The organism is Nocardia carnea (assembly GCF_029868855.1).
Classification (GTDB): domain Bacteria; phylum Actinomycetota; class Actinomycetes; order Mycobacteriales; family Mycobacteriaceae; genus Nocardia; species Nocardia carnea_A.
Genome location: NZ_JARWOV010000342.1, coordinates 23,945 through 39,070, shown reverse-complemented (window position 1 = coordinate 39,070; position 15,126 = coordinate 23,945). Strand labels below are relative to the sequence as shown.

10 protein-coding genes are annotated in these 15,126 nt (G+C 69.4%); 4 read left to right on the top strand and 6 right to left on the bottom strand.

Translation table 11 applies throughout. From position 1 onward, the window contains the following. Window positions 1-143: 143 nt before the first annotated feature. A complete protein-coding gene (locus QH195_RS34595) occupies window positions 144-1,259 on the top strand; it encodes a hypothetical protein (RefSeq protein WP_280420073.1) in 1,116 nt (371 codons plus the stop codon). Window positions 1,260-1,341: 82 nt separating this feature from the next. Beyond that, window positions 1,342-2,559: a PLP-dependent aminotransferase family protein gene (locus tag QH195_RS34590; protein ID WP_280438485.1), complete on the top strand. Its 1,218-nt coding sequence runs from the start codon at window positions 1,342-1,344 to the stop codon at window positions 2,557-2,559. Here the strand turns inward: QH195_RS34590 and glpK are convergent. Then, the gene (gene glpK, locus QH195_RS34585; protein ID WP_280438484.1) at window positions 2,541-4,037 is read right to left on the bottom strand and encodes a glycerol kinase GlpK; all 1,497 of its coding nucleotides are present in this window, start codon (window positions 4,035-4,037) and stop codon (window positions 2,541-2,543) included. The genes QH195_RS34590 and glpK overlap by 19 nt on opposite strands. A 138-nt stretch (window positions 4,038-4,175) precedes the next feature. Between glpK and glpD the strand changes: the two genes are divergently transcribed. Beyond that, on the top strand, window positions 4,176-5,909 hold the full coding sequence (gene glpD / locus QH195_RS34580) for a glycerol-3-phosphate dehydrogenase (RefSeq protein ID WP_280438483.1): 1,734 nt from the start codon (window positions 4,176-4,178) through the stop codon (window positions 5,907-5,909). 38 nt (window positions 5,910-5,947) lie between these two features. Here glpD and QH195_RS34575 read toward each other — a convergent pair whose 3' ends face one another. From QH195_RS34575 to QH195_RS34555, 5 genes are all read right to left on the bottom strand, one after another. Continuing rightward, on the bottom strand, window positions 5,948-6,142 hold the full coding sequence (locus QH195_RS34575) for a hypothetical protein (RefSeq protein WP_280420069.1): 195 nt from the start codon (window positions 6,140-6,142) through the stop codon (window positions 5,948-5,950). Window positions 6,143-6,254: 112 nt separating this feature from the next. Then, entirely contained in the window at window positions 6,255-7,034 is a 780-nt protein-coding gene (locus tag QH195_RS34570; protein ID WP_280420068.1) for a DNA-formamidopyrimidine glycosylase family protein, read from the bottom strand. Window positions 7,035-7,038: 4 nt separating this feature from the next. Continuing rightward, window positions 7,039-11,736 (bottom strand): ATP-dependent helicase, encoded by a 4,698-nt coding sequence (locus QH195_RS34565; protein WP_280438482.1) that lies wholly within the window; start codon window positions 11,734-11,736, stop codon window positions 7,039-7,041. A gap of 52 nt (window positions 11,737-11,788) precedes the next feature. Continuing rightward, window positions 11,789-12,028, bottom strand: coding sequence for a type II toxin-antitoxin system VapB family antitoxin (vapB, locus tag QH195_RS34560; RefSeq protein ID WP_280420066.1), 240 nt, complete (start codon window positions 12,026-12,028; stop codon window positions 11,789-11,791). 633 nt (window positions 12,029-12,661) lie between these two features. Beyond that, on the bottom strand, window positions 12,662-14,488 hold the full coding sequence (locus QH195_RS34555; protein WP_280438481.1) for a serine/threonine-protein kinase: 1,827 nt from the start codon (window positions 14,486-14,488) through the stop codon (window positions 12,662-12,664). A gap of 255 nt (window positions 14,489-14,743) precedes the next feature. Here QH195_RS34555 and QH195_RS34550 point away from each other — a divergent pair, with 255 nt between their 5' ends. Next, window positions 14,744-15,103, top strand: a complete 360-nt coding sequence (locus QH195_RS34550; protein WP_280420626.1) for a hypothetical protein — start codon at window positions 14,744-14,746, stop codon at window positions 15,101-15,103. The last annotated feature ends 23 nt before the right edge of the window (window positions 15,104-15,126 follow it).

Here is a 15,126-nt window from a genome sequence, read left to right as displayed (position 1 = left end):
AAATACCCTGTCGCTGTTTTAAACGGGGGGGGTTTAAAACCCCTGGGGGGGGGTTGCCCCCCTTTCTTTTACGTTTTAAATTTTGGCGGGGGGGGGGGTTGTTATCGGCCCCCCCCACCCGCGTGTCTCGAAAGGGATGGGCTGTGACCGGCGAGGGCGAAGGTAAAGGGCGCGAATCCGACCCGGCGGATTTCGGTCCGCCCACGGGCGAATTCGGACCTCCGGTATCGGAATTCGGGCCGCCGGTATCGGAGTTCGGGCCGCCGACCGGTGATCTACCGGTGCAGGGCTGGCAACCGGCGGGCGCGGACAACCCGGAGCTGGCTTGGCGTCCGGCCGACGCTTCGCCGGCCCCGGAGCCACCGACGCTACCTGCGCCGCCGCCGCAGTATCGGGCGCCGGACAGTTCCACACCGGCCTATCCTCCGGTGACCGGTGATTCCGTGCCGGTGACACGTCCGCGGCCGGGTGGTGCCGATGACACGACTGTGCGTCATTCGCTACCCGGGGATCCGGTGTCGCAGCGCCGGCCGGGTAACGATCGGCCGGTCGAGCCGGAGCAGGCGACCGTTCGGCACAGTGCCGCGGATCTGCGCTGGCCCGGCTCCGAACCGCCGACCGGCCCGAGTGACCGGGCCGAAGAGCCGGTACGACCGCGTTCGGGTGGTTTGTCCTGGGACAGCGACCCGATCGCGCAGAAACTCACGCCGCAGTCGGTATCCAGCACGCTGGCCAAGAAGCCGCGTCGTCAACTGCCCCTCGGCACGATTGTCACGGTGGCGGCGGTGATCGTGGCATTCATCGCGGTGGGTGTGGCGATTGTCGTGGTCCGAGGTGGTGGCGGCGAAGGGGGTACCGGACCCACCGCGGAGGCGATCGACGGGTTGAGCTGCCCGGCGACACAGGACGGCGCGGTCACCGTGGGTAACGGCGCGGGCGATACGACCAGCGGGCCGGATGCCGTGCTCGGATTCCAGCATGCCTTCTACGCCCAGCGCAGCGGTACCGGTGCGCGGGAATTCGTGGCGCCGGATTCGCCGGCCATTTCTTCGGCCGAGACCATCCAGCAGGCGATCGACGAGCAGATCCCGGCCGGAACGCAGCATTGTGTGCGGATCACCGAGCGGACGGCGAATACCTTCGACGTGGATCTCACCGAGCGCCGGCCGAACGGGGTGACGACGGTGTACAAGCAGACGGTCACCACCGTGGAGCGTGACGGTAAGACTCTGCTGTGGGTGATCGAGGACCGCCGCTGATCCCATTATTTGAGATCACAGTTTCATATTCTGGTTTTCATGGGATGATTGGGTATCGACCAGGTGATACCCGGAGGCCCCCATGCCCGATGATGCCGCGCCGTTGGCCGGAAAACTTGCCGGCCTGACCAGCTCCGCCATCCGCGACCTGCTGAAGCTCACCGCTGCGGCGGATGTCATCAGCCTCGCCGGTGGTCTGCCCGATGCCGCGCTCATGCCCGGCCCGCGGATCGCCGCCGCGGCCGAAACGGCGCTGCGCAGTCCCGCCGCGCTCCAATACACCGAGTCGCCGGGCTGGGGGCCGCTGCGCGATGTACTCGCCGCACGGGAGTCCGGGCGGTTGGGGCGGCCTGTCGGAGTCGGGGAGGTGTTCGTCACCCACGGCTCACAACAGGGTCTGTCGTTGCTCGCGGAGGTGCTGCTCGACCCCGGCGCGTTGGTCGTGGTCGAGGATCCGGCCTATATCGGCGCGCTCCAGGTGTTCCGGGCCGCCGGCGCGCGCATCGTGGCGGTGCCGCTGGACAGCGAGGGCATGCGGGTCGACCTGCTCGAAGATCTGATCGCCGCCGGGCAGCGACCCGCGGTCGTGCATACGGTGAGCAACTTCCACAATCCGGGCGGCGTCACCATGAGTCCCCGCCGGCGCCGGGCGCTGGCTGCCGCGGCCGAGAAGCACCGGTTCTGGGTGATCGAGGACGATCCCTACGGGGAGTTGTGGTTCGACCGGCCCACGCCCGAACCTGTCGCGACGTATTCGCCGGCGGTGATCCGGCTGTCCTCCGCCTCCAAGATCCTGGCGCCGACCCTGCGGGTGGGCTGGATGGTCGCCCCGGAGCGGGTCTGCCGCGCGGTCGAACTGCTGAAACAAGGCGCCGACCTGTGCGGTTCCGCACTGACCCAGCAGATCGCCACCGAACTACTTGCCGATACCGAGTGGCTCGGCGGTCATATCGATACGGTGCGCGGGGTCTATGCCGCCCGCGCCGCCGCGCTGGTGGACGCCATGGCCGTTCAGTTCGGTGATCGCCTGCGCTGCAGTTCGGCCTCCGGCGGGATGTTCGTCTGGGCGGAGTTCACCGACGGCACCGATACCACCGAACTGCTGCCCCGGGCGCTCGACGCGGGTGTCGCCTTCGTTCCAGGGCAGGCGTTCGCGGTCACCACCCCGTACCCGCACGCCATGCGGATGTGTTTCACCACCGCCGCGCCCGAGGTACTCGGGGAGGCGGCTGCCCGGCTGGCACGGGCCGCGGCGGCTTCGGCGCAGATCGCCGCGGCCGGTCAGTCCGCCCAGTTGTAGGTGCGTTCGACGGCCTTGTCCCAGTCCCGTAGCCGGGCCTCGCGTTCGGCGGCCGGCATGGCCGGGGTCCATGTGGTGTCGGCGGTCCAGTTGGCGCGGATATCGTCGGTACCCGACCAGTATCCGACGGCCAGGCCGGCCGCGTAGGCGGCGCCGAGGGCAGTGGTCTCGTTGACCAGCGGGCGAACCACCGGAAGATCGAGGATATCGGCCTGGAACTGCATCAGCAGATCGTTGGCGACCATCCCCCCGTCGACCTTGAGCGCGACCGATTCCAGGCTCAGTTCGTTGGCTTCGGCGTCCGCGCGCATCGCGTCCATCACCTCACGGGTCTGGAACGCGGTCGATTCGAGGATCGCCCGCGCCAGATGCGCCTTGGTGACGAACCGGGTGAGGCCGGCGATGACACCGCGGGCATCGGGCCGCCAGCGCGGGGCGAACAGACCCGAGAAAGCGGGCACGATATAGGCGCCGCCGTTGTCGTCCACGGTGCGCGCCAGATCCTCGATCTCCGCCGCGGCGCCGATGATGCCGAGGTTGTCACGGAACCACTGGACGAGTGCGCCGGTGACAGCGATCGACCCCTCCAGCGCGTACACCGGCGGCTGTTCGCCGAGCCGATAGCAGACGGTGGTGAGCAGGCCGTGCTCGCTGAACACCGGTGTAGTGCCGGTGTTCAGCAGCATGAAGTTACCGGTGCCGTAGGTGTTCTTGGCCTCGCCCGGGGACAGGCACGCCTGGCCGAAGGTCGCGGCCTGCTGGTCGCCGAGGATGCCCGCGACCGGTATCCCGGCCAGCGGTCCCGACGTGATCTCCGCATAGACCTCCGAAGAGCTGCAGATCTCCGGCAGCATCGCCGTCGGTACGCCGATTTCCGCGCAGATCTCGCTGTCCCACTGCAGTCTCCGCAGATCCATCAGCAGTGTTCGTGAGGCATTGGTGACGTCGGTGATGTGCCGGCCGGTCAGATTCCACAGCACCCAGCTGTCCACCGTGCCGAAGCACAGCTCACCTGCCTCGGCCCGCTCCCTGGCGCCGGGAACGGTATCCAGGATCCAGCGCACTTTCGGGCCGGAGAAATAGGTCGACAGCGGCAGTCCGGTGCGGTCGGCGTAGCGGTCGGCGCCGTGCTCACCGGCCAGTTCGGTGCACAGCCGGTCGGTGCGAGTGTCCTGCCAGACGATGGCGTTGTGGATCGGCCGGCCCGTTTCGCGTTCCCACACCACTGTGGTCTCGCGCTGATTGGTGACACCGACGGCCGCGATATCGGCCGCCCGCACCCCGGCCTCGTCCAGCGCCGCACCGAGCACGAATTCGGTATTGCGCCACAATGTTTCCGGATCGTGCTCCACCCAGCCCGGTTTGGGAAAGATCTGATCGTGTTCCCGCTGTGCCAGGCCCGCGATCCGGCCCGAACGGTCGAAGAGAATGCATCTGCTCGAGGTCGTGCCCTGGTCGATGGCGGCCACATAGCGCATGGCAGGAGGCTAGCGTAACCGGGCATGTCGGTGACGGGTGTCTCGCTGCGCTCGATCGGGGCGGATCAGCGCATAGGCTGTAGGGCGAACTCACGGAACCACAGCCGACCTCGTCGAACGCTCCAGGAGTCGAAACCCATGACCATTCAGCCGGGATCGCAGTTTCTAGGACCGGACCAGCGGCGCACGGCCTGGGACCGGCTGGGCAAAGACCATTTCGATGTGGTCGTGGTGGGCGGCGGCGTCGTCGGGGCCGGTATAGCACTGGACGCCGCCACTCGCGGGTTGCGGGTGGCGCTGGTCGAGGCGCGGGATCTGGCATCGGGCACCTCCAGTCGCTCGTCGAAAATGTTCCACGGCGGCCTGCGGTATCTGGAACAACTCGAATTCGGGCTGGTGCGGGAGGCGCTGAAAGAGCGTGAACTGTCCATGGCGCGGCTGGCGCCGCATCTGGTGAAACCGCTGCGCTTCCTGTATCCGCTGACGCGCCGGGGCTGGGAACGACCGTATGTGGCCGCGGGGCTGTTCCTCTACGACACCATGGGCGGCGCGAAATCTGTTCCCGGGCAGAGCCATCTGTCCCGGCACGGCGCGTTGCGACTGGCGCCGGGGTTGCGCCGTAATTCGCTGATCGGCGGGATCAGCTACTACGACACCGTGGTCGACGACGCCCGGCACACCATGACGGTGGCCCGGACCGCAGCTCACTACGGGGCGGTGATCCGCACCTCCACCCAAGTTGTCGGGTTCCTCCGCGAGGCGGACCGGGTGGTCGGGGTGCGGGTACGCGACAGCGAGGACGGTCGCAGCGCCGAGGTCCGCGCCCATGTGGTGATCAATGCGGCCGGGGTGTGGACCGATGAGGTGCAGGCGCTGTCGCAGCAGCGCGGCCGGTTCCATGTGCGGGCGTCGAAAGGCGTGCACATCGTGGTCCCGCGGGACCGGATCGTCAGCGACGCCGCGATCATCCTGCGCACCGCGACCTCGGTACTGTTCGTCATCCCGTGGGGTGCGCACTGGATCGTCGGCACCACCGATACCGACTGGAATCTCGACCTGGCCCATCCGGCCGCCACCAAGGCCGATATCGACTACCTGCTCGAGCGGGTGAACCAGGTACTGGTCACGCCGCTGACCCATGACGATATCGACGGCGTGTACGCCGGTCTGCGTCCGCTGCTGGCGGGGGAGAGCGACGATACATCGAAACTGTCGCGTGAGCATGCGGTCGCCCGGATCGCGCCGGGGCTGGTCGCGATTGCCGGCGGCAAATACACCACCTACCGGGTGATGGCCTATGACGCGGTGGACGAGGCCGCGCAGGACATACCCGCCCGGGTATCGCCCTCGATCACCGACAAGGTTCCGCTGCTCGGCGCCGACGGGTATTTCGCGCTGGTCAACCAGACGGTCCAACTGGCCGACGAGTACGGTCTGCACCCGTACCGGGTGAAACATCTGCTGGACCGCTACGGCTCGATGATCGACGAGGTCATGGCTTTCGCGGCGGATCGTCCGGAGCTCCGGCAGCCGATCGAGGCCGCGCCGTCCTACTTGAAGGTGGAAGCCGTGTACGCGGCCGCCGCGGAGGGCGCACTGCATCTCGACGATGTACTTGCCCGCCGCACCCGCATCTCCATCGAATATCCGCACCGAGGCGCCGACTGCGCCGAAGAGGTGGCTGGTCTGATGGCCGGTGTGCTCGGCTGGGACGAGGCCGAAACCAGCCGCGAAGTCCGGACCTACCTCGCGCGGGTAGACGCCGAGATCCGCTCGCAGACCCAGCCCGACGACGCCTCCGCCGATGCGCTGCGGATCGCCGCGCCGGAGCCGCGCCCGGAGATCCTGGAACCGGTACCGATCGAACGCTGATAGCGATCGAACCCGCCGCAACGTCGATGCGTCGGCGGTCAATGGGCGGCGGGCGGACTGCCGGCGGGTGCGGGGGTGGTGATGGCGGGGCCGAGTGGGGTGGGTGCGGGGCCCGACGGTGTAGAGGCCGGGTGGAGCAGGAAATAACAGAACACCGCGGTCGCCACGATTGCCAATATCGCCGACAGCAATTTGCCGGCGAAGGCGGCCAGGTGGACGGTTCGGGTGTTCATGGACCTGCTTCCGGTGCGGTACCCGTGTGTCGTCGCGACGGTGCCGATCATTACCACGCCCATGGCGACCGTCACAGAAGAGGCAACGGCCGATATGCGACAGGTTACGTGCTCATTCCGGCATGACCTGGCATTTCGGGCAGTAGTAGATCCCGCGTTCCCGGCGGCTCACCTGATCGCCACGTGGCGCAGTCTCACCCAGGAGTTCGACCCGGATCGCGGTACCGCAGCGCTGGCAGGGGCGGCGTGCCCGGCCGTAGACCAGCGGCCGCCACGGCGGCTGATGGGCGGCCCGATACAGAACCCGGTGCGCTTCGTTGACGAGGGCGAGCAGATCGCCGACTTCGGCCACCGGCCGGGCCGGATGCACCTTGCGCAGGTAGCAGACCTCGCTGCGATAGATATTGCCGATTCCGGCGAGGTTGCGCTGATCCAGCAGAGCCAGCCCGACCGGAAGTTCCGGCTGCCGGGCCAGCCGGTCGACGGCAACGGCCGGGTCCCAGCCGGGTCCGAGCAGGTCGGGTCCGAGATGATCGATCGCTGTGTGCTCGTCGGCGCGTCGCAGGACCTCCACCAGACCCAGATCGAATCCCACCGCCTCCACCTCGCCGGTCCCGAGCACCAGCCGGGCAGTGACGCGGGGCTTGGTCCAGCGCTGGCCGCAGTGGAACACCCGCCAGCTGCCCTCCATTTTCAGGTGGGTGTGGATGCTCACCGTGTCGGTGCGGACGAACAGGTGTTTCCCGTAGCTGGCGACGCTGTCCACGACCTGACCGCGCAGATCGACGGTGGCGTAGCGTGGCACCCGGAAATCGCTGCGAATCAGCGTTTCGCCCGCCAGCGCCGCACGCAGCCGTCCGGCGGCGAGGAACACCACATCACCTTCCGGCACGGCGTCACCGTCGTCCGCGCAGGCGCAGGCCGCGCGGGGTGTCGCTGAACCCGGCTTCGGTGAGGAAGCCGGCGAAGGTATTGCCGTGCACGGATTCGCCGTCGACCCGATCGATGACCAAGGAATCCACTCGCCCCGAACGGACGAAATCGGCCAGCGCGGTGGCCGCGGCGTGGCGAGCGGCCGGGTCCTCGGTGCAGGTGAGCAGGGTTCGGCCACCGCGCTCCAGATACAGCACGAGTTCGCCGTCCACCGATACGACCAGTGCCCCCGCTTTGCGGCCCGGGCGGTGTCCGGCCCCGCCGGCGGTCTTGGGCCAGGCGAGGGCGGCGCCGTAGGGGTTGGCCGGATCGCAGGCCGCGAGGACCAGCGCCGGGCCGGCCGAGCGCCGGTCACCCTCGAAGGAACGCAATCGGTCCACTACATCGGTGGTGGAGAACTGGGCGCCGCCGAGGGAGTCCACGAAGTAGCCGCGCCGGCAGCGGCCGCGGTCCTCGAATTCGCTGAGTACGCGGTAGGCGAGCGCGAATCCGCCGGGCATCCCCTCGTTCTGCACCGCGCCCTTGGTCACTACTCCGTAGCGCTCCAGCAGCAGATCGGCAGTGGCGTGCGCGCGGACCGTGTTGTCGAGTGCGCGTTCGGGCAGCAGCGACCAGCGCCCGGCCACGGTGGGTGGTCCCGAACGGGTCGGCATGGCCGGCCGGGGCAGATAGGCGCGTCCGCGTGGAGCGCGCCGGGGAGTGCGGTGCGCGGCCGGTGTCCGGGTCGCCCCGGACAGGCGGGCGCGAACGGGGGCGAAGGTATCGCCCGAGATGAGCCCGGCCCAGACCAGATCCCAGAGCGCCGCCGCGACCCGGGCGTCGTCGAGAACCCCGGTCACATCGGCGAGCTGACGGAAGAAGTAGGCGCCCCCACCACCGCGCAGAGCCGTGAGGGCCGAACCACCCCGGGCCCGTTCGCCCCGTCCGTCGGCTGTATCCCGTCCCGCGACAGAACGTGCCGCCGGCGACCGCGGCTCGAGGTGCCCGCCCGCCGCATCGTGCCCCACGGCAGAACCCTCCGGCGACCACGGTTCCCGGCCGGCCACCGGACCGCGTTCCGCGGACGAGCCGCCGACCGGCGCCGACCAGGCGGCGACCTCGGCGCCCAGCGCGGTGAGCAGGGTGAGATGGAGGTCGTCGAGTTCCGGTTCGTCCGGGGGCGGCAAGGTCAGCGGAGCCTGTTCGGCCGGGTGCAGGGCGATCCACCCGTCCTTGGCATTGATCACTCCGTGCCCGGACCATCGGACTTCACCGGTGGCCATGAGTTCGTCGAGCATTCCCGGGGCGTAGTCACGGACGCGGGCGGGCAGCACCAGCGATTCCCACGCCGAGGCCGGCACCGGGACCCCGGCGAGCTGCTCGACCACGGCTGCCACCCCGTCGATACCGCGCAGCTCGCCGCTGCCGACATGCTGCCAGTCGGGGAGGAAACGTGCCAGGGCAGCGGTGGACACCGGTTCGATCTCGTGCCGGGCGGCGGCCAGGCTACGGCGGCGCAGCCGGCGCAGCACCTGGGTGTCACACCATTCCGAGCCCGCTGTCTCGGGCGTGAACTCGCCTTCCACCACCCGTTTCTCGGCCACCAGCTGATGTAGTGCCGAGGCGATCACAGCGGTTCCCAGCCCGAAGCGTCGCGCGACCGCTTCCGTCCCGAAGGGGCCATGGGTGCGCGCGAAGCGGGCCACCAGATCGCCCAGCGGATCGGGAACCGGCTCGATGAAGGCCGCCGGGGTGCCGATCGGCAGCGGAACACCCAGCGCGTCGCGCAGCCGGGCGGCGTCCTCGATCGCGGCCCACCAGACCCGGCCGGCATAGGTCACCTCCAGTACCCGCCGGGCACCCGCCAGCTCGGCGAACCAGTCCGCGGGGTCCTCCCGGCACCGCTCCCGGGCCTCGGCTGCGGTGAGCGGGCCGAGCAGGCGCAGCAGATCCGCCAGGCCCTCCGCATCGCGCGCCTTGCGTTCGGGGGTGAGCCGCTGAAGTTCCAGCTCGGTCTGCGCGATGATCTCGCTGTCGAGCAGCTCGCGCAGCTCGACCCGCCCCAGTAGTTCGGCCAGCAGGCTCGAATCCAGGGACAGTGCGGCCGCGCGGCGTTCGGCGAGGGGGCTGTCGCCGTCGTACATGAACTGGCCGATGTAGTCGAACAGCAGTGCGTTGGCGAAGGGCGAGGGGGTGGCGGTCTCCACTTCGACCAGCCGGATCTGCCGGCGCGCCACCCGGCCCAGCAGATCCCGGAGCGCGGGCAGATCGTAGACATCACGCAGGCATTCGCGCACTGTCTCCAGCAGGATCGGGAAGTCCGGGAATTTCCGTGCCACATCGAGTAATTGGGCCGATCGCTGCCGCTGCTGCCACAGTGGCGCCCGTTTGCCGGGATCCCGGCGGGGCAGCAGCAGCGCGCGGGCGGAGCATTCGCGGAACCGGGAAGCGAACAGCGCCGAACCACCCACCTGCTCGGTCACGATCTCGTCGATCTCGTCCGGTTCGAAGACGAACAGCTCCGCGCCCGGGGGTTCGTCGGTGGTATCGGGTAGTCGCACGACGATACCGTCGTCGGAGGCATTGGGCGACGCGTCCACCCCGAACCGTTCGCGCAGCCGGGCGCCGACAGCCAGCGCCCACGCCGCGTGCACCGGCATACCGTACGGGGAGTGCAGGATCAGCCGCCAGTCGCCGAGTTCGTCCCGGAATCGCTCCACCACCAGGGTGCGGTCGGTGGGGAGCCGGCCGGTGGCGGTGCGCTGATCGTCCAGTAGCGCACGCAGATTGGCGACGGCGTTCTCGTCGAGCCCCGCCGCGGTCGTCCGGGCGGTGAAATCCTCGGACGCGGTATCCGAACCGGCGTGACGGACGAACTCGCCCAGGGCGGCACCCAGTTCGGCGGGGCGTCCCAGTGAATCGCCGTGCCAGAACGGTAACCGGCCCGGATGACCGAAAGCAGGGGTCACGAGTACGCGGTCGTAGGTGATGTCCTCGATCCGCCAGCTGGTGGCGCCGAGCGCGAACACGTCGCCGACGCGTGATTCGTAGACCATCTCCTCGTCGAGTTCACCCACCCGGGACGCCTTCTCGCCCACCATGTACACCGCGAACATGCCGCGGTCGGGGATTGCGCCGCCGGAGGTCACCGCCAGCCGCTGGGCACCGGGACGGCCGGTCAGGGTGCCGGCGTCGCGGTCCCAGACCAGCCGCGGGCGTAATTCGGCGAACTCGTCGGAGGGGTAGCGCCCGGCCAGCAGATCCAGCACGGCTTCGTACGACGACCGCGGCAGCGCCGCATAGCTTCCGGTGCCGCGCACGGTATCGAACCAGGTGTCGACGTCCAAGGGTTCCAGGGCGCAGGCCGCCACCGTCTGTTGCGCGAGGATGTCCAGCGGATGCGCGGGGATCTTCAGTTCCTCGATCTGCCCGGCCAGCATCCGCTGCGCCGCGACCGCGCAGTGCACCACATCGGTGCGGTGTTTCGGGAACAGCACTCCACGCGATATCTCACCCACCTGATGCCCGGCGCGACCGATCCGCTGTAACCCGCTGGCCACCGAGGGCGGAGCCTCGACCTGCACCACCAGGTCCACGGCACCCATATCGATACCGAGTTCGAGGCTGCTGGTGGCCACCACACAGCGCAATCGCCCACTCTTCAGATCGTCCTCGATCAGCGCCCGCTGCTCCTTGCTCACCGACCCGTGGTGTGCCCGGGCGAGCAGCGGTTCGGCGCCGTGGGTGACCTCGGTGGAGGGACCGAGCTGAGCGGGCGGGGCATGGGCGGTATCGGGCCCCTCCCCGAGCTTCTCCGCATAGGTTTCGTTCAACCGGGCGGTGAGCCGTTCGGCCAGGCGCCGGGAGTTGGCGAATACGATCGACGACCGGTGGGCCAGAACGAGCTCGACGATCGATTCGTCCACATGCGGCCACAGTGAACCGGGCTGTTCGGAATCGCCCGGTTCGGTCATATCCGCGACCGGCACCCGCACCGACAGATCGAAGGTCTTCGGCGCGGGCGGCGACACGATGGTGATGGGGGCTCGGCCCACCAGGAACCGGCCCACTTCGGCCGGCGGACGCACCGTCGCGGACAACCCGATCCGCTGGGCGGGCCGTTCGGTGAGCGAATCCAGTCGGGCCAGCGAAAGCGCCAGATGCGAACCGCGTTTGGACCCGGCGATCGCATGCACCTCGTCGACGATCACCGTCCGGACCCCGCGCAGCGTCTCCCGGGCCGCCGAGGTGAGCATGAGGAACAGTGATTCCGGGGTGGTGATCAGGACGTTCGGTGGTGTGCGCTGTAACCGCCGCCGCTCCTGCGCCGGGGTGTCCCCGGACCGGACACCCACGCTGATCTCCGGCGCCGGTAGACCGAGCCGCCGTGCCGTCTGGCGTACACCTACCAGCGGCGCCCGCAGATTACGCTCCACATCCACCGCCAGCGCCTTCAACGGGGATATATAGAGCACGGAGGTACCGGTCACCGGCGGGTCTGCCCGGGCGAGTTCGTCGATGGCCCACAGGAACGCCGAGAGGGTTTTACCGGACCCGGTGGGCGCGATGACCAAGGTGTGGTCACCGGCGGCGATCGCCCGCCACGCACCCAGCTGAGCGTCCGTGGGCGCGGGGAACGCACCCTCGAACCACTGCTGGGTGGCGGCGGAGAACTCGCTCATGGATTCCAGTCTGCACCCGGCCACCGACACCTGCCGGTGGCCGCCCCGGTATTCAGGGCAGGCTGCCGTCGACCAGTTCGGGATCCTCGTCGACGATCTCCGGTGTTCCGAAATCGCGGATCAGCTCGGCCAGGCGAACCAGATCGGCAGTGCTCACCCCACCGACCGGCCGGAATTCCCGGTCGAGCCGGCGACGGAGGAACGCTGTCCGGGATATCCCCAGCGCCTGAGCTTGCCGGTCTATCTCGTCGACTACTGCGCCGGGCACGGCACGGATCAGAATATCTGTCATTCCTCGATCACCTCCTGCTCGCGGGGGCACGACGGGCCGGGAGCCGGCGATCGGATCCGAGCCGGCGACCGGTGACAGTTCGGTGTTTCTATGCTGCGACGGTGCCTGGTGTTCGCAAACTCGAGTTGATCTCCCACGGTGTCACCGCGGCGCCGAAAGCGACTTCCGGCCGACGAACCGCTCGCCCCGGTGGGGACAGGCGGACCGGGCGTTCGAGCCACCGGTGGGCGCACGGGTGCTGGTGGGCCCGGAGCGGCGAACCAGAGAGACTGCCCGACTACTCGGCCTGGATGCCGCGCCACTGTCCAGATTACGCGATCTTGACGCCGGCGCGTGGCGCGGCGCCGAACTGGGCACTTCGCGCCGCACCGCTTCGATCGCCGGCGGGCCACCCCGGCTGCCGGGAGCACGGCGGCGAACAGGTGCCGGACCTGCTCGAACGGGTCCGCGGCCGGTCCGGTCGGCACGACGGCGGTGACTCATGTCGCTCGGGATGCCGGTCGCGCTGGTGGCGGTACCGGATACCGCGACCGATCATCGCGGCGTATCGATGCGGCGCCGGACAGTGCATCACCGCGATGCGCGGGCCGAGCGCCTGCCGTAGTTCCGGACTCGCCCGGCTCTCGGCAGCCGTCAGCTCAGTGCGACCGAAGTACCGAGGGAGAACGGGAAATCGCGGAACGTCATACTCGCCGGCACCGACCCGGCCGGCACCTCGTACACCAGATGCGTTCCCAGTGATTCACCCGGTTGCAGCGTGCGCGGCGCGGCGGCGGTGGCGGCGCGCTGGGCGGTGGCCGTCACGTCCGGGCCGAACTTGCCACCGGCCGTATCGTGCAGTTCTTGACCCAGCGGGGTATATGTCTTGGGCTCGGGCGCGATATTGCGGACCGTGAAACTCACCACCACGAACATGCCCTGGGCGCGGTCGAATCCGAGCGTGGGCACATCCGACTCCACATTCCGTACGACGAACTCGAAGCTGCCGTCGCGGACCGCGGTACCTGCGGAGGCGGTGGGCCGGTCGTCGCCGGAGAAGAACTCGATGGATCCCGCGCCCTTCATCAAGGCCGCCATACATCCGCCGATCAGTACCAGCGGTACCACCACGAGCACGATCAACCACAGCATCAGCCTGCGCAGCCGGCTTTTCCGTCGCCGCGGCCGGGCGGCCGGGCGGGCCCGGGGCGTACGCCGGGTGGGCGGTGCAGGGGAGCGGGGCGCCGGTCGGGCCGGCGCGCCCGGCCGGACCCCGGCATACGCCATTTCGCCGCCGTGCGGTGGGCCGCCGGCAACGTGGCCGGTCTCCAACCGGGTGTATGCCCGGGTCGGAGGATGACCGGCTCCGGCTGTCCCGTGCGCGGCGAGACCGGTGTAGGGGCGGGTACCGGGGGGCGGCGCGGCCGCCTCGTATCGGCGCGTGCCCACCGGACCTACGCCGGGTTCATAGCTGCGGGTGCTCGGATGTGGGTCGGGTCGGTCAGGGTGGACGCCGGTGGGCGCCGGCGCCGGGGTCTCGTAGCGGCGGGTGGCCGGCCACTCCGGTGATTCGTAGCGGCGCGTGCTCGCGGGACCCGCGTCGAGCTCGTAGCGATGGATGCCGGGGTGTTCAGCGGGCCCAGGCCCCGCCGGAGGGCCCGGGAGGGCCAGCGCGGATTCGGCGGCCCGCGCGAATTCACCGGCCGATGCGAAGCGGGCACCGGGTTCCTTGGCGAGCGCGCGGGCGATCACCGCGTCCAACCGGTCGGAGATACCCGGTACCAGCGCCCGCACACTGGGCGGGGCGGTGGTGAGATGGTCGTGCATCTGCCGCGCCGGATCGGTATCGCCGAACGGCCGGATACCGGCGAGGCATTCGAACAGCACACAGCCCAGCGAATAGATATCGGCCCGGGCGTCGGTATCGCCGGTGAACCGTTCCGGCGCCATATACGCCCAGGTGCCCACCGCCAGACCCGATGCGGTCAGCGCCGTACTGCCGGCACCGTGTGCGATCCCGAAATCGATCAGGTACACCACGCCGTCGTGCCGGATGACGATATTGGACGGTTTCACATCACGGTGCACCAAACCGGCCCGGTGCGCGGCGTCCAGCGCCGCCGCTGTCTGCGTGACGATATCGACGGCCCGCTCCGGCGGCAGCGGCCCCCGGTGCAGGATCCGGGACAGATCCTCACCCTCGACGTACTCCATCTCGATGAACAGCCGGCCGTCCAACTCACCGTGCGCGTGGATCGAAACGAGATGCCGGTCGTGCAGGCGGGCGGCGAGTTCGGCTTCCCGCTCGAACCGGCTCCGGTAGGTCGGATCCGCCGCGAGTTCGGCGGGCAGCAATTTCAGCGCGACCTTTCGCCCCGGCCGCCCGCCCGCGGGGTCGGCGTGCGCCAGCCACACCTGACCCATACCACCCTGCCCGAGCAGCCGCTCGAGCCGGTAGGGGCCCAGTCGCTGCCCAGCCATGCTCATCCTTCCTGTCACCGTCGCGCCACGGGTCGCGGCGGGCGCGGTGGTCCGGGATCGTACAGCGCCCGGACTGTACTCCGACCCTAACGGCGACCGGCCACCTCGCACAGCGTGACCGGTAGCACCGGGAGCGCAGGGCTCGGATGCGGTATGCGCTCCCGATGTGCCTCGGCGGACCCGGTACCGCTGCGGCCACGTCCGGGATGGCTGTGCTTGCGTCTTGCGCAGCGGCCCCTGTGTCAGGGTTGCCGGATGGAGGCGATCGAGATCAATGCCGGAGCGTGGTATCTGCGTGCGCTGCGGGCGGACGAACGAATCGATGATCGGCCCGCGCTGCTGGAGGGCGGGATATCGGATCCGGAATACGTGTCGAAGCGGAGTGCCCAATGGGCGGACGAGTCGAGTTTTTCCTGGGCCGTATGCGATCCGGTCACGGCGGAATTGGTCGCGGAGATCGTGGTGGTACCGGAATCGGCTGGTACCGCGCGCGTATCGGGCTGGTCCAGGCCTGGCCACGGTGCCGCTCTGGAGGCCGGGCTGGGTGCGGTGCATCGGTTCGTGGAGGGCGCGCTCGGATTGCGGCCCGAGCCGGTCCATGGCCCGGCGAGTTGATCGCCGAGATCACCGTTCACAGC